Raw genomic sequence first — 15,441 nt, forward strand, 5'->3', positions numbered from 1 at the left:
TTTTTAGAAACTTATAATTAATTAAGTTATTGCAGGATAAAATTTGGGCTTAATTATGCGAGCTCTATGCCTCTACTATTAATTTACTATTACAATGTCATACTTTTAATAATGTTTAAATTTAAGGCCCAATAGACATGCCTCAGTCAGTCAGCATCATTATCCCTACTTATAATGGGCGAGAGTTTATTGAAGAAACAATTCAGTCGTGCATAAAACAAAGTTACCAATACATAGAGATTTTTGTAATAGATGATGGCTCAACCGACGGCACCCGCGAACTATTACTAGCTTTTAAAGATAAAGTCACACTGGTGTTCAATGACAAAAATTTAGGTATTGTTAAAAACATCAATCAAGCAGTTGATAAAATCAATAGTGATTATTTTATCTTCTTGGGCCACGATGATTTGTTAGCTAAAGACCATATTAAAATTATGGTGGACGAATTTGAACCAGATGTAGTAGCTGTGCATTGTAACAGCATGCAAATTAACGAGCGTGGCGAAGAAATCGAGCTGTACTGTGATGATAAAAAGCAAATAGCTAAAACATCTCAAGCTTTGTTTGAACTGTCATTAAATAACTTTGTAAGCAGCTGCGGCCTACTTTGCAGAACAAGTGTATTTAAATCGGTTGGCGGTTGGGATGAATCTTACCTCCATTATGGAGAGTGGCTTTATTATGTTAAAGCGCTACAACACGGCAAACTAAAATATACCACCAAAACCTATGCATTTTACCGTCGACACGACACCAATATTACTAACACTTTTACTGATAAAGATGTAATGCTGAAACTGAAAAGTTATTACAATGCTTGTAGAACGCTAGCCCATAAGACACACCACAATTCAATAAGTGAATGGATAAGGTTTTATGCCAGTAAGTTAAAAAGAGCCTTTAAAAACGAACTTTAACTCGAGTCAACACTCTTGTATAACGATCTTGTTGAACGCAAGTGAAATGGGGTAGTACTTAAATGGAATACAAAAAGCCGATATTAGTTACTGGTTCTCATCGCTCTGGTTCTACTTGGGCTGGCGAGATTTTAGCTAAGGCGCCAAATACTGGCTATATCCACGAACCTTTTAACATAGACATAAAATGTAGCGTTTTTGATAATCCTTTTAAGTACTCTTTTAAATTTATATGTAACGATAACTCTAGTGATATAAAACCATTACTAAATGATGTAATAAGGTTTAAATACCCTTTAGTAAGCAACATTGCCAAAATTCATACTTCTAAACACTTAGCCAAAGTGGTCAGAGATCAAAGTCTGTTTTGGTTTCATTCGATAAAAAACGATACGCCAATTGTTAAAGATCCTATTGCTGTATTTTCAGCTGAATGGCTGGCTAACACATTCAACATGAATGTGTTAGTTTTGATCCGGCATCCAGCCGCTTTTTGCTCAAGTTTAATTAAAAAAAACTGGCGATTTAACTTCAATCATTTTCTAGATCAACCATTATTAATGCGTGAGTATCTAAATGTTTTTGAGAAAGAGATACAAGAATTTGCTAACAATGAAAAAGATATTCTTGACCAAGCAATATTGCTTTGGAATTGTATTCACCACACTATCTATGTTTACCGGCAACGTCATCCTGAATGGTTATTTGTAAAGCACGAAACGCTATCTGCTGAGCCACTAAAGCAGTTTAAGGCTATTTACCAAGCCTTTGAGTTAGAAATGACTACAAAGGCAACATCAGCCATTTTAAAAAGCTCTGGGGGACACAATCCTACCGAACAAATTGCCGGAAACGAATTCATTCGTAATAGTAAAGCAAACATTTTAAATTGGAAAAGAAGGCTTAGCGAAGAAGAAATTAAAAAAATAAGAAAGGCTACTCAAGAAGTTTCACATTTATTTTACTCTGACCAAGAGTGGTAATCAGTTTCAGTTATCATGACCAACTGATTGTAAAGTTACTTTGAATACCTTTACAAATATGAATAGTGTTAATTTAGCTGTTAAAGACAAAAAGTTTTACATTCAATTTTAATAAAATTAACTGCTTTTTTATGTATAACATTAACAAAAGTAAATAGTACTGACGAAATTTACTGTTTGCCATCATTTCTTTAATAACTAACAACTCGCTTTTTCGCATAGTAATATCACTTTTTGACGAATTAGAGTCATGGATCGTTACCGAACAAAGTACATTAGATATGTAACCCACTTTTTTATTAAAGGTCGCAAATAGCCAGTACTTCCAGTCTTCCTGTAGTCGTTTACTAACATCAAACCGAACGTCTGTCTTTCTAAACAACATAGTATGAATAGGTATAAAATTACCTTTTATAAGTTTTTTAGTAATTAAGCCATTGTGGGGTGCATCTGCATAATGGGTGATATTTCCATATATATTTTTATAAGCTGATTGGCAGCGTACAGCAAAAAAATCATCATTGGCTAACAAGAAATTCACCTGAGTTTCAATTTTATTTGGATAGATTTCATCATCTGCGTCTAAAAATTGAATATAGTCACCCTGTGCTTTATCTAAGCCATTATTTCTAGCGGTAGAGCGTTCTCTATTCTCCTGAAAATAATATTTTACTTCTCCAGACGAAATATAATCTGCAATACACTCTCTTGAACTATCAGTAGACCCATCATCGATTATTATTATCTCAACATTTTTGTATGTTTGTTTTATGCACGACTCAACACATGACCTAATATACTTTTCACAATTAAACACTGGAATAATAATACTTACTAGTTTACCTTGCTCATGAGAGCTCATGTTTAACTTCCTTTTGAAAATATTTTTCAAATTGTTTTAACAAAGCTTGTGCATTTTTATTTGTATCGTGCAGTGTCGTTGTCGCTACCCCTTCACTTAAGTTTATAACTTTAGTTGGTGCATATGTTGGAACAGCGTCAGCCCCAACTGAAAAATAATAATCTTTAAACTTAAAATCTCCCCCTATGACATTGTCACTTAACAATAACCAAGCAGCTGGTATTTGGTAAGCGTGCGCTACGATAAGTCCATGTAATGAACTAGAGAGGATGTAATCAACTTCACATATTTTATCAATGACGCTTTCAACATTATCTTCAATATTGATTATATTGAACGTAAAATCACCGCGTTCAATCTCTAGTTTGTCTAAGATATTTTTATCTGCGTAATGCGGGATAATTCCAACATTAAATAGTTTTTTATAATTATTTCTTGGGTAGTAAAACGGTAACAATAAGGCAGGATCACAATAAACCTCAGGACACGAAAGCCCTTGTTTTAACGCAATCTGTCTAGACAACGGCCCTCGAACCGCTAAAATTTCTTTGGGTGCTCTCCTAAAGCGAGAATTCTCTTTTTGAAATCCGGCACCGCACACAATGGCATTTTTTTCTTTTGAGTTATCTAAAATTGAGCCAATAAAATAGAAAACAGGCTTGTTAGTAAAGTTTAAAACATTTTTTACACTAACAACCTGCCCATTACTAACTTTAGAAAACAATAATGGATTCAACGCGTCACCAAAGTTATTTTTATTAAACTGGTCATCACTCCATCGCAGAATGTGTTTACTTGAAGATAAAGCTCGAATGGTATCCTTCAAACTTATCAGCATTAATTGCCATAATAAGTTTCTACATTTTTCAAAAAAATTCACTAAATTCTCCTGCAAAATCTATCGTTCATATAATTAAAACAATAGTTTTTCTAAATAAGTCTCATTGAAAACAGATTTAAACATTACTTTTCATTCGTTTAATTCCATGAATAAAACCACGTAAAAAAGCGAAAGTTAAGTTTGGCCGTTGTCTGTAAAAAGTAAAAACAATTATCGAGCCGGGGAGCTTTATTAGGGTAGTAAACAACAAGTAATATATAAACGCTCCTATTGGCGCCCATTTATATAAAAACCACAATCTATTTCTAGAGAAATAGTAAATGTAGTTTTCACTTTGAAAGCCTGTGGTACTAGATGCCGTATGAATAATTTCTGATTTAGGTACATAGGCTATTTGCCAACCTTTATTTAAAAAGGCCTCACAATAATCTGCATCTTCAAAGTATAAGAAATATCGCTCATCCATAAGTCCAACATTTTCTATCGCCTTAACTCGCAACAACATGCAGCACCCAGACATAAATGGCACATTAATTGGTTGGCCTTGAAGTTTTAAAGAATCGTCAACAACGTGTTTAGAGCCTCCTTTAAGCCAATTAATGGTACTACCTGCCATCCATAATTTTTCACGAGGATTTTCGTAATAAATAGTTGGCCCAGCCATACCTAACTTGCTGTTGTGTTTAAACGCATTAAGCATTGGCGACAAAAAATCTTGTTCTGTGTAGGTATCTGGATTTAGCAACATTATAAATTCGGCGCTGCGTTCAATTGCATGCTCTATTCCAATATTACAACCAGCAGCAAAACCATCGTTTCGTTTAGCTTTTAATATAACTGACGTAGGGAAACGCACTTCTATTTTATCAGTATCAACTCGTGGACTGTTATCAACAACTACAACTTTAAACGGCCTAGCTATATGCGACTCTAAGGATTCGATACACCTGCAAACTAAATCTTGGCTGTTAAAGTTAACAATAATTATCCAAACTGGAGAATCACCATTTATTTTCTCAACTTTATTGGTTTTCGATTCTGCTTGCACTAAACAGACTCCAACACATTAAGAATACCTTGAGCCGTTTTTTCCCAAGTAAATTCGTTAGCTCTTAGAATGCCTTTTTGCCGCAAGTCATCAGCATACTGTTTATTTAGCAATACTTTTTCTAACCCGCGAGCAATATCTTGTTCACTATAAGGGTCAATTAACTCTGCTGCATCTCCAGCCACTTCTTCAAGCGAAGAGCCTAGCGAGGTAACAACTGGAGCTCCTTGTGCCATCGCTTCTATTACTGGTAAACCGAAACCTTCGTAGATAGATGGATAAACAAAAGCACTACAATTTTTATAAAGTTTGTTTAATAACTCATCAGAAACTCTACCGAGAAATTGAACCTCATCATCTAACTGTAATTTTTTTATTAGGCCATCTATTTCATCATTGCCCCAACGCTTGGCACCAGCAATCATCAGTTTATGTGGGATTTTATTGTTCTTTTTAAGAAGACCAAAAGCTTGAATTAGCCGTTTAACATTTTTTCTTGGGTGAATGGCGCCTACATACAAGAGATAGGGAGAGTTTAAATACTCAGGATCGTCATTATCACTAAGATTTATAGTCGCAGGGTTTTCTAAAGGGGCTAAAGGAACAACTACAACTTTTTCATCATTTACATTTAATAATCGGCAAATATCGTTTTTAGAATTTTGAGAAACTGTAATGATTTTACTCGCATTTTTAGCCGCTAATTTAAAATACCAACGTTGGTAACGGCCATGAAATCTTTTGAATGAATCAGGGATGACGAATGGAGTCATGTCATGAATAGTGACTACGTAAGGTGTCGTACAAGAAATTGGAACAATGTTGTTGGTGAAGTGAACAACATCAAGCTTTAATTTATTAATTTGATTTGGTACAGCCACGTGAGGGAATAAAAACTGGTCCCAAATAGTTTGAGGTACGCCAAACGGCGAACGCAAAACCGTAGACGTTAAATTTGGCGCACTACAATCACTTAAGTTTTCGTTTGTAAACGAATGAAATTGATAATCTCGACGTAATTTACACATTTCTGCAAGAGTATTGAACGCCACCCTCCTTGCTCCACCAGCTTTATGTGACCAACCAATTTCTATTCCAATTTTCATATTTACTTCTTATTTTAAATTAAAGTATTACCCTGCAGCATGACCAATAATTTTGACTAAGTTTTTCCCTAATTTTTTTGGTTCAATTTCTTCAACTAAGTTTCTATGCAAAGGTCTTTGAAGTGTAGCTATTTCTTTTAATAACGATTTTATCTCAATATATAAACTCATAGGTTCACCAGGGGTTGCTAATTTTATCCCAGGTTGATTTTCAGGGAGCAATTCTCTTATCGCTGGTGAGTCCATAGTAATAATTGGCACACCAGCCATTACTAGTTGAAAAACTTTATTCGGTATTACCCTAGCCGCTTTTTCAGATTCTCCAAAAATTCCTAAACAGATATCAGCGTCATGAATTTCTTTAATTAAATTTTTATACTCGATCCAAGGGATCCACCTCAGTAGCGGTAATGGCTCTTCATCCAATAATGATTGAATTTTTTCCCTTTCTTGACCTGTTCCGATGATTATCCAACTTAAATTATCATTCTTTGCTAGTCTCGCCGCTCGAATAATTGTTTCTATTCCATGTAATGGAATAAATTGCCCGTAAAATAAAATTTTAGCGTTTTCTTTATTTGCACAATACCCACTTTTAGCGGCAGGAAAGCTTTCTGGTTCTGCACCAACAAATACTGAATTGACCTTGCATTCTGGCAAATTAAATTTATTGACAAAATAAAGGCCATGGCTTGCTGTATCTAGAATAATAGTATCAGCCGACTTACAAGCTAACCATTCCCAAAAATAAAGTCCCCACGCCAAAGGATTATATTTACTGATTAATTTTCTATCCTCAACTACAGTGTTGTACAAAGATAAAAATGCATCCCATATAATTGGAGTGCCCCTTAGCTTTGCAAAAATGAATATAATCAGAATGTCTAATTGCCCCATGTAGCAAATTAGAACTGCATCATGTTTTGGCAATTTGCAGTATGACCAAATCAATTGCGGATAACTTATAAGCCATTTACCTATTTTAAAAAGCTTTTGCTTTAAACCTTTTATTTGGCTTTTGTCCTCTACATCTCCCCAAATATCCTTATGACATTCAATAACCTCAACATCATTTAATCGCAAGCCATTTAGCAAGATGCGCACTCGAGGTTTACCAATATCGTAAGTGCCCCAAGCTACTACACGCATTTCTGTATTGCTCTTGAAAAATTTAATAAAAGCGATGCGTATTGATGAATAGCTTTATTTATCTTGATCATTAATTTTTAACTCTATCCGCCTTACTTTCTCTAGCGTTTGCTCAATTAACTGCCGATTAAAATTCATTAAATCTGCAAGCAAAGCAATTAGAAAAGAAATAAATCCAAGAATAGTAAGCACCCCTCCTAAAACTAAAGACTGTAAGTGCCCGCCACCATCTCCGGTAAAATAAAAATATAAAAAGCGAATAATAGGTATGGAACCCAAAATAGATAGCGTAAGACCAATATAAAAGAACACTTTTAACGGCTGATACATAGCGTACATGCGCACTATGGTAGTGAGTTGACGCTCTATAAATTTGGGAATGCTGCTAAATAATCTAGACTCGCGAGTTTTAGCGTTGGTTTCTACTGGCACCGAGGTAACGGCCATGTGCTTTTTGCCTGATTGAATTAAGGCTTCGATGGTATAACTAAAGGGCGAGACAATATTAAGCTGTAAAGCAGCATCGCGGCTGTAGGCTCTAAAGCCACTCACTGCGTCTGGTACTTGTACCCCAGAAAGGGTTTTTACTACGTAACTGCCAAGGCGTTGTAACAGTTTTTTAAGAGGAGAAAAATGCGCGACTTTAGAGGTGTTTCTATCACCTACTACTACATCGGCTTTGCCGTCTAAAATTGGCTGAATGAGTTTAGGAATGTCCCAACCGGCATATTGATTGTCGCCGTCTGTATTAACTATTATGTCTGCGCCTAACTTTAAACATTCGTTTAGACCAGTTCTAAAAGTACGTGCTAATCCGCGGTTATTTTTATTAACCACAATGTGATCTACACCTAACTCTTTAGCTACACCAATTGTATTGTCGCTAGAGCCATCATCGATGATCATAATTTCGACTTTATCTATCCCGTCTATTTGCTTAGGGATGTCGTTGTAGGTAGCCGGTAGCGTGTGTTCTTCGTTATAACATGGAATTTGGACAATTAACTTCATTTACTTAGGTGACTTCCTTGATTAATTGGTCTTTGTTTTAGCTAAACATAGTTAACTGCTACCTATGCTTATTAGCGCACCAGTACAAGTATTGCATTGATAACTTTAAAGTTCTAGCAGTTGTTTGGCTTAGGTTTTAGATGTTTTAGCTTTAGCTACTATCGCTTCAAGAAACTAACTAAAAGTTAAACCACATTGAATGACCTCAAAAAACTTAATCTAATTAGTTTGGCTAAAACCAATAACTAGGCCTAGTTATGACTTGGCGGTAATTTGATAGCTTAGAATTAGAGGCGCAGTGTCGTAGGTTCCAGTTTGACCTGCTTTTTCTAAAGATAAATAAAGTGTATTTGTGTTTTCATCAAAAGCTCCACCTAAAATCCCTCTTACACCTGCACGATCATAAGGATGGCTCCACTTACCATAACTTACAGGGCTGACATTCCAAGGGTCGTCTGCATTTAACATGTCGTTAATATCAAAAATCCAAAAGTAGTTGTAATTATCACTAACTTCGTATGCACAAGGACCACCGCACAATCTGCCGTTGTCTTGTGTGATTTTATACCCGATTCCGCTATGGATTCCTGAATGTTTACCTACAGCTAAAAAATATGATGTACCAGGAACGATAAAACCGTATTGAGCATTGGTAACTGGTCCCCAAATAGGAGAAATATTTTTGCTATATTCATCAGAGCCAGCAACTAATTGTTTATCTTTTTCAAATGGAAAAACCATTAGTGCATTAGTATCAATGGCTCGATCTACAGTGACTACTGCATCTATAGCTTGTTGAGGGTCAAACCTATACAAACTAGGACCATGAGAATAGCGAGAAACTATTGCGTTATTGGTTGCCCACCCTGTCAGGTATTCTGCACCGATTTTATCTTGCCATTCACTGGGTACTTTAAACATATAACCTGCGGCTTTTGCTTCACCTTTTAGTTGTAACATTCCTTTGTAATCTGACGAACGAATGTCATGGGCATTAGAAAAAACTTGCAAGTTATCTTTATTATTTGCTTTTCCGTCATACCAAATTTCAGAGCTTACTAGTAAATTATCTTTGTAATATAACAAGCCGCTAATTTTATCTGTTTGGTTTCCTTTTTCTTTTTTGTTTAAAACTTTGACATAATTTTGAAGTACTGGGGCAAGCTCAATATCATTTGCGTTTTCGGCAAAAGATAAAGTAGTTGGAATTTCAAACTCAGCAATAGCATTGTGATGAGCATGGCCAGCCAAATACAGACTTTGACTATCTGGATTAAATCCTAATCGACCTACCGCATAATCAGAATTCGATTCTCCTCCGGCCTCAACCCTAAATGCCCCTGTGTATTCAATATCAAAAGCGGCCTCTAATCCTAAAGGCAAATTAATATCATTGGGCTTGGATTGGCGAATGTCTTTGGCAATGTCTTGCTCAAAAAGCAATTGGATTTTTTGTTCTTGAACAGGCACTGGAGCAGGTTGAGTTGTAGCGGTGGTTCTAATAGTGTTGTTAGTTGGTTCTGCATCTCCACCCGAACCACAGGCAAATAAAACTAGGCTGAGTGCGAGTGTAAAAGTTGTGTGTTTAAGCGTATTTAAAAATGCCATGACCTAGGTGCTCAAATTGCCTGTGTAAATCTTGTACTCTTATTTTAAACCTAAGGTTTAAAATAAAGAGCGCTCTAACTGTACTTGAGTATAAAAAAAAATACCTAAAAGCTGTAAAACTATATCCTAAAGCCACTAGATTTATAAGGTAATTACCTGCTAAACCACTGTTTTATATAAGATAGATTAATCTCAATTAGCCTTTAGTTTAAGGGCTGTTTAGGTATAAATTTATATTCGTCTGAAACGAAATTTTAGATGCTAATATAGAATTGGCTAAGCCGGTAGGCTAGCAAATCAAAAAACTACTCTCACGAGTAAATAAAAGCTCGTTATTGAACTAGCTAAAGACTGTAAACCAAACCTAATTAACGTTATGCTATTACTTTGTTTTTTAATCTAAATCAAGGGCTTGGGCTACATCACTGTGAATATTCTTATCCTTTCTCACCGCGTTCCTTTCCCGCCTAATAAAGGTGAAAAAATTCGCACCTTTCACCAAATAGAATATTTAAGTGAACTGGGTCATCAGATCCATTTATTTTCGCCTTATGAGGATGAAACTGAGTTAGCTTATTTTGATGCGCTCAACCAAGAGTATTGTAAAACCGTCACTGCCATTCCTTTAAAAACCAAAGCCATTCGATTATTAACTGGGCTAATAAAAGGCCAACCTATGAGTGTGGCGAATTTTTATACCAAGGCACTGCAACATAAGTTTGACCATTTTTTATTAACCAACAAAGTCGATGCCATACTATGTAGCGCATCTAGCATGGCCGAATATGTATTTAGTAGCACCGAGCTTAGCAAATTAGCTAAACAGCCTATGTTGATCATGGACTTTATGGATGTAGATTCAGACAAGTGGGGGCAGTACCAAGCTAAAAGCGCCTTCCCTATGAATATTGTGTATGCCAGAGAGCAGCGCCTATTGGCAAAATACGAAAGCCGCGTAGCTCAACAATTTGATGCTAGCTACTTAATTGCCCAAGCCGAGGTGAATTTATTTAATCAAACTGTATTTAAAACTAAAAAAGTGCAGGTTATGGGCAATGGACTCGACACTAGTACATTTTACCCTCCGGCCAATAAACCGCTTAATTCAGGCCCTGTATTTTTATTTACTGGTGTGATGGATTACAAACCTAACGAAGATGCAGTGATCTGGTTTGTGTCTGAATGCTGGCCGCAAATTATAAAGCAGCATCCTCAGGCTAAATTTATTATTGCGGGCATGAACCCTAGCCAAGACATACTGCAACTTGCCAATATTAGTAACATTGAAGTCACTGGCTTTGTAGAAGACATTTTGCCTTATTATCATCAAGCCAACATCTTTGTGGCGCCTTTTAGGTTAGCAAGAGGGGTACAAAACAAAGTGTTGCAGGCTTTTGCTTGTGGATTACCTGTTATTGCTACGCCTATGGGGGCTGAGGGTATTTTGTGCCAAGACCAACAAGATGTAGTGTTGGCCAATACCCCAGAAGAATTTATTGCTCAGGCCAATGCATTAATTGCAAATCCGCAATATGCACATACTCTTGGACAAAATGCCTTGCAGCTTATTCAACAGCATTATTCTTGGCCGAGTCAGTTGCAGCCCTTGGTTTTGTGCCTAGCCAATAAGGACACTCAATGAAATCTAAGCTAAAAAAGTTATGTTTTATTCTTAGTGCCATTTTGGTTGCACCTATTACTCTGTTGTATTTTTTATGCGCTTTGTTATTTAACCAAGACACAGTCTTAACCACTTTTAGTCAGTTACTTAGCTTACTGCCTGGTAAAATTGGGGTATACCTAAGATCTGGTTTTTTCCGTTTTGTTTTTACACACTGCAGCCCAGATGTAGTTATTTCGTTTTTAGTGCAATTTTCGCAGCAAGATACCGAATTAGCCGCTGGTGTATACATAGGCGCTCAATCTAATATTGGCCGTTGTCGTATAGGCAAAGACACCTTATTAGGCAGTGGTGTACATGTTATGAGCGGCAAAGAGCAACACAAGTTTGACGATTTACACACCCCCATTCGTGAACAAGGCGGCACCTTTGAAAAAATATCCATAGGCGAAAATTGCTGGTTAGGTAATGGCGCTCTAGTTATGGCTAACATAGGCAACGGCTGCATAGTTGGCGCGGGCTCTGTGGTGATAAACGATATTCCCGACAATTCAATAGTGGCGGGCAATCCTGCCAAAGTATTAAAAAGCCGAGTGAAAGATGAATAAATTTGCTGCTTTTTGCTTAATAAGCTGGATATATTGGCTACAAATTCCCCTCACCTATGCCAACGACCATTATGCCAAACGTATTTATGTCAGCACCCCTAACGAGCTTTACCACGCGGTACAAAAAGCCAACCGCGAAAAATTAGGCACCCATATTTTACTCAATAACGGCCACTACCAACTAAATCGCCGCATTCAACTTAGTGGTTCAAATATTAAACTAAGCTCAATTTCGAACGACCCCAGCACTGTAGTGTTGTCGGGCAAGGGCATGAAAAAATCAAACACAGCAGAAGTGTTAATAGATGTTAGCGGATCGTTTATTAGTTTGTCTGGTATTACCCTCGAACAATCGGCCAATCATTTAATTCAGGTACGAGCCGAAAAAAATGCCGACTACTTCTCTCTGAGTCACTGTGTGTTGCGCGATGCCTACCAGCAATTATTAAAAGTCTCGTCTGCCCCCCACAGCCAAGACTATGCAGACGGCGGCAATATCAGCAACTGTTTATTCGAATACACTGCCGGCATTGGGCCTCAATATTATATTGGCGGTATAGATGCACACAGATCGCGCAATTGGAGTATTCACAATAATCGCTTTAAAAATATTGCTAGCCCTAACACCCAACAGGCTCAACACGCCATTCACTTTTGGCGACAAAGTGAAAATATAGCGGTAACCAATAACAGCATAGAAAACTGCGATAGGGGCATAGGTTTTGGATTAGGCGATGATAAAAAGAACCATACATCTGGAGGAATTATTGCAAACAACAGCATTAGTCATAGTAACCCCAAGCACAAATTTGCGGATGCTGGCATTATTTTAGAAGGCAGCCCTAATACTCAAATATTGAATAATGTGATACAGATGAATTCGGCCTACCCTAATGCCATAGAGTACCGCTTTAGGGCCACACAGAATGTGTTAATAAAGGGCAATATCACTAACAAAGCTATTACCGCACGCGATGGTGCCCAAGCTAAATTAGTTGATAACACTCAATCAAGTAGCTTAGAAAACATTAAAAACCAGCTAGAGCATTTTATGCAAGGTTTTTAACCCCTAGCTGTTTACTTAGTTCTTTAATACTTAGCCCTAACCCCAAAGTAACAAACCCCCACACTAAAACTAAATAGCCAGCCACAAATACACTACCAGCCAACAAGAACTCACTGATAGCCCCCAATGTTAAGATGGCCATTAAGCTTTGAGTTAGGGCAATAGCAAGCAGCGCAAACACCAGAGCCACTAACATCATGCCTATGATTTTAAGCAAACTTAGCGGGGCAAATTGGTGTAGAAATAAAGTGATGCAAAATGTAGAACCAATGCCAATAGCAACCCTTAGCCATAAGAGAGTGTGTAGGTCGTTGTTTTGTTGTAAATAGCTTAATAACAAGGCCACTATAGCCACTAAACTGACAAGATCAAACATAAATATGGCTTTGACTTTGCCTATAGCAGTTAACGCGCTTTCTATTACTAATAAAAAACAATAATAAAAAAACAGCCAAGCCATAATCGCTAAAATATCCCCAGCTATTTGCCATTGTTCACCAAGTAACACCTCAATAATCAGTGCGGGGTAATACACCATAAACAAGGTAATAGGTATCACCACTAAGGCAACTATATACAAAACCTTGCTTATCCTTTGACCTAATTGCTGTGTATGCTTTTGATAATCTTTAAAGTCGGCGAGCAATGGCTCAATGGCAGGCCCAAGTAGGTTATGCCCTGGTAACATAGCCACATCGCGAGCCATATGATAGTTACCTAATTGTGTAGGAGTGAAAAACTTAGCCACCAAAACCGTGTCTACTTGTGAGCGTAAATACCCCACTATGCTTTTACCTAACAACCATTTAGAAAACAGCCATTGCTGGGATACATTGACTAAGCTAAAACGCGGCCTATAACTCTGCACCAAATAGGCACCTAAGCTGTACACCACAGCCCCCACTAAATCGGCTATCACAAAGGCCCAAAAGCTTTGCCAATATAAGGCCACAGCTAATACGGTAATAAAGCTGGCTAGCCTTTGCCACAAGGATAAATAAAACAACTTTTTATATTCTAAGGCTCGTTTAAGCAACAACAGCCCAGGGTTTTTTAAGGCATTAATAATAAGCGCAAAAGCGGCAACTTGAATGGCCAAACTTAGCTGGGCCTGAGTAAAAAAACCTGCAATAAAAGGCGCTAATCCCCACAATAACAGACACATTAACGATTTAAGTACTAGGTCTAAACTCCAAGCTGTGTTGAGATCATCATCTGATACCTGCGTTTTTTGTACTATGTATTGTTCGGCCCCAGAGTGCGACAAAATATCAAACAAGTGTAAAACAATGGCAATGATGGCGATCATGGCAAAATCGCTAGGGGTGAGAATACGAGCCAGTAATAAGGTACTAACTAGGCCTATTATTCGGCTTAAAAACTTTGCGCCGCTAGAAAATGCCGAGCTGGCTAATAAACCTTTGCTGGTTAGCACGAATGAAACAAAGCCTTAGCTTTTTCAACGTGGGCTTGCCAGTCGAGTTCGCTTTCAACGTGGCTACGCCCTTTAGCCCCCATAGCTTCGCGTTGTTCAGGGTTATCTAATAATTGGCTTACAGATTGGGCTATTACTTGGGCATTGGTACAATCGATCACATAACCACTTTCTTCTAGGCGCATGGTTTCTTTGGTGCCACCTGAATCTCCGGCAATTACAGGTTTTGCACAAGCCTGTGCTTCAACCAACACCATACCAAAGCCTTCTATGTCGTTGTCTATGGTACGGTTGGGTAGAATAAACAGATCGCATTGTTGATAGCATTGGATCATTTGTGCGTCTGTTACTTCGGTTAAAAGTTGCACATGCTCGGTTAAATTTAGCTCTTGGGTTAATTGCTCTAAGCTTTCGAAGCTTTCGCCACGCCCAATAACAGCATAAAGTGCATTGGGAAAACGCTCTTTAATTTGAGCCATAGCGCGGATCATCATGTCTTGACCTTTACGTGCTTGTAAACGCCCCACTGTGATAATCACTTGTTTATTCTGCCAGCCCATTTTTTGTTTAAATTTTTCATCGGGTTCGGCAGGTACAAACACACTTGCATCTACCCCAGGATGCAAGACTTGAATTTTGTTGTCTTGGGCATAACCTAGGCGTTTAACTATTTGGGCGCTATTGTGACTATTACAAATAAGTAGATCGGCCCCCTTACAAACTTGTTTAACCATTAGGTTATGTTCACCACTGGTTGCAGCGGTTTCTACGTCTTCTCCGTGTACGTAACATAAATAGGGTGTACCAGTTAAGCATTTAATTAACCAGGCGCTTACCCCTTCGTGTATAACTCGACCACAATGAATATGAGTAATTTTATGCTGCTTAATGATTTTGCGAATGTGTTTAACCATTCGCCAATAAAACTTAAGGCCGTGTAAACTTTTAAACCCCCATTCTGGTGAACTTAGCGGCATACGTAACACATTAAGGGAATGGCTGGCATCAAACTCTGCCGCACCTTGCACATTGTCAGCCAGTATTAGGTACGACTCTTTGGGTAAGCGCGAATATAGCTCCCAAAACCAACGTCCACTGCCCCCAGCAATAGGCGGAAAGTTTTCGGTGAGTACTAATACTTTTTTATTCATGCTTAACCCTAAGGTACTTATGGTTGTATTAA

The 15,441-nt window shown here is 37.6% G+C and carries 14 protein-coding genes; 5 read left to right on the forward strand and 9 right to left on the reverse strand.

Features of this window, described 5'->3' with window-relative positions; translation table 11 throughout:
* The first annotated feature begins 137 nt into the window (after positions 1 to 137).
* Both ACVCDT_RS14405 and ACVCDT_RS14410 read left to right on the forward strand, forming a co-directional pair.
* Positions 138 to 920 carry a glycosyltransferase gene (locus tag ACVCDT_RS14405; RefSeq protein WP_447133490.1) on the forward strand — a complete coding sequence of 261 codons (783 nt, stop codon included), beginning with the start codon at positions 138 to 140 and terminating at the stop codon, positions 918 to 920.
* 62 nt (positions 921 to 982) lie between these two features.
* The gene (locus ACVCDT_RS14410) at positions 983 to 1,903 is read left to right on the forward strand and encodes a sulfotransferase (protein ID WP_447133491.1); all 921 of its coding nucleotides are present in this window, start codon (positions 983 to 985) and stop codon (positions 1,901 to 1,903) included.
* Positions 1,904 to 1,976: 73 nt separating this feature from the next.
* Here the strand turns inward: ACVCDT_RS14410 and ACVCDT_RS14415 are convergent, their stop codons facing one another.
* The 7 genes from ACVCDT_RS14415 to ACVCDT_RS14445 all read right to left on the reverse strand — a co-directional run bounded on the left by ACVCDT_RS14415 (position 1,977) and on the right by ACVCDT_RS14445 (position 9,528).
* Positions 1,977 to 2,765, reverse strand: a complete 789-nt coding sequence (locus tag ACVCDT_RS14415) for a glycosyltransferase family 2 protein (protein WP_447133492.1) — start codon at positions 2,763 to 2,765, stop codon at positions 1,977 to 1,979.
* Positions 2,752 to 3,645, reverse strand: a complete 894-nt coding sequence (locus ACVCDT_RS14420; protein ID WP_447133493.1) for a polysaccharide pyruvyl transferase family protein — start codon at positions 3,643 to 3,645, stop codon at positions 2,752 to 2,754. The genes ACVCDT_RS14415 and ACVCDT_RS14420 overlap by 14 nt, the downstream gene beginning before the upstream one ends.
* A 76-nt stretch (positions 3,646 to 3,721) precedes the next feature.
* Positions 3,722 to 4,654: a glycosyltransferase family 2 protein gene (locus ACVCDT_RS14425; RefSeq protein WP_447133494.1), complete on the reverse strand. Its 933-nt coding sequence runs from the start codon at positions 4,652 to 4,654 to the stop codon at positions 3,722 to 3,724.
* Positions 4,654 to 5,760, reverse strand: coding sequence for a glycosyltransferase family 4 protein (locus ACVCDT_RS14430; protein WP_447133495.1), 1,107 nt, complete (start codon positions 5,758 to 5,760; stop codon positions 4,654 to 4,656). Before ACVCDT_RS14430 ends, ACVCDT_RS14425 begins: the two co-directional genes overlap by 1 nt.
* A 27-nt stretch (positions 5,761 to 5,787) precedes the next feature.
* A complete protein-coding gene (locus tag ACVCDT_RS14435; RefSeq protein ID WP_447133496.1) occupies positions 5,788 to 6,909 on the reverse strand; it encodes a glycosyltransferase in 1,122 nt (373 codons plus the stop codon).
* A 54-nt stretch (positions 6,910 to 6,963) separates the two neighbouring features.
* Positions 6,964 to 7,920 (reverse strand): glycosyltransferase family 2 protein, encoded by a 957-nt coding sequence (locus tag ACVCDT_RS14440; RefSeq protein ID WP_447133497.1) that lies wholly within the window; start codon positions 7,918 to 7,920, stop codon positions 6,964 to 6,966.
* Between the two features lie 255 nt (positions 7,921 to 8,175).
* On the reverse strand, positions 8,176 to 9,528 hold the full coding sequence (locus tag ACVCDT_RS14445; RefSeq protein WP_447133498.1) for a hypothetical protein: 1,353 nt from the start codon (positions 9,526 to 9,528) through the stop codon (positions 8,176 to 8,178).
* 427 nt (positions 9,529 to 9,955) lie between these two features.
* Here ACVCDT_RS14445 and ACVCDT_RS14450 point away from each other — a divergent pair, with 427 nt between their 5' ends.
* The 3 genes from ACVCDT_RS14450 to ACVCDT_RS14460 are packed head-to-tail and all read left to right on the forward strand — an operon-like array spanning position 9,956 to position 12,823.
* Positions 9,956 to 11,170, forward strand: coding sequence for a TIGR03087 family PEP-CTERM/XrtA system glycosyltransferase (locus ACVCDT_RS14450; RefSeq protein ID WP_447133499.1), 1,215 nt, complete (start codon positions 9,956 to 9,958; stop codon positions 11,168 to 11,170).
* Positions 11,167 to 11,757, forward strand: a complete 591-nt coding sequence (locus ACVCDT_RS14455) for an acyltransferase (protein WP_447133500.1) — start codon at positions 11,167 to 11,169, stop codon at positions 11,755 to 11,757. Before ACVCDT_RS14450 ends, ACVCDT_RS14455 begins: the two co-directional genes overlap by 4 nt.
* The gene (locus ACVCDT_RS14460; protein WP_447133501.1) at positions 11,750 to 12,823 is read left to right on the forward strand and encodes a right-handed parallel beta-helix repeat-containing protein; all 1,074 of its coding nucleotides are present in this window, start codon (positions 11,750 to 11,752) and stop codon (positions 12,821 to 12,823) included. Before ACVCDT_RS14455 ends, ACVCDT_RS14460 begins: the two co-directional genes overlap by 8 nt.
* Here ACVCDT_RS14460 and ACVCDT_RS14465 read toward each other — a convergent pair.
* Positions 12,807 to 14,258 (reverse strand): oligosaccharide flippase family protein, encoded by a 1,452-nt coding sequence (locus ACVCDT_RS14465; protein WP_447133502.1) that lies wholly within the window; start codon positions 14,256 to 14,258, stop codon positions 12,807 to 12,809. The genes ACVCDT_RS14460 and ACVCDT_RS14465 overlap by 17 nt on opposite strands.
* A complete protein-coding gene (locus ACVCDT_RS14470; protein WP_447133503.1) occupies positions 14,252 to 15,409 on the reverse strand; it encodes a glycosyltransferase family 4 protein in 1,158 nt (385 codons plus the stop codon). The genes ACVCDT_RS14465 and ACVCDT_RS14470 overlap by 7 nt, the downstream gene beginning before the upstream one ends.
* Positions 15,410 to 15,441: the final 32 nt, after the last annotated feature.

This window comes from Paraglaciecola aestuariivivens (genome assembly GCF_052983255.1).

Coding starts and splice junctions, on each gene's coding strand:
- ACVCDT_RS14445 (WP_447133498.1), bottom strand. CDS start 9,528: ATGGCATTTTTAAATACGCTTAAACACACAACTTTTACACTCGCACTC.
- ACVCDT_RS14410 (WP_447133491.1), top strand. CDS start 983: ATGGAATACAAAAAGCCGATATTAGTTACTGGTTCTCATCGCTCTGGT.
- ACVCDT_RS14455 (WP_447133500.1), top strand. CDS start 11,167: ATGAAATCTAAGCTAAAAAAGTTATGTTTTATTCTTAGTGCCATTTTG.
- ACVCDT_RS14430 (WP_447133495.1), bottom strand. CDS start 5,760: ATGAAAATTGGAATAGAAATTGGTTGGTCACATAAAGCTGGTGGAGCA.
- ACVCDT_RS14470 (WP_447133503.1), bottom strand. CDS start 15,409: ATGAATAAAAAAGTATTAGTACTCACCGAAAACTTTCCGCCTATTGCT.
- ACVCDT_RS14460 (WP_447133501.1), top strand. CDS start 11,750: ATGAATAAATTTGCTGCTTTTTGCTTAATAAGCTGGATATATTGGCTA.
- ACVCDT_RS14415 (WP_447133492.1), bottom strand. CDS start 2,765: ATGAGCTCTCATGAGCAAGGTAAACTAGTAAGTATTATTATTCCAGTG.
- ACVCDT_RS14405 (WP_447133490.1), top strand. CDS start 138: ATGCCTCAGTCAGTCAGCATCATTATCCCTACTTATAATGGGCGAGAG.
- ACVCDT_RS14435 (WP_447133496.1), bottom strand. CDS start 6,909: ATGCGTGTAGTAGCTTGGGGCACTTACGATATTGGTAAACCTCGAGTG.
- ACVCDT_RS14440 (WP_447133497.1), bottom strand. CDS start 7,920: ATGAAGTTAATTGTCCAAATTCCATGTTATAACGAAGAACACACGCTA.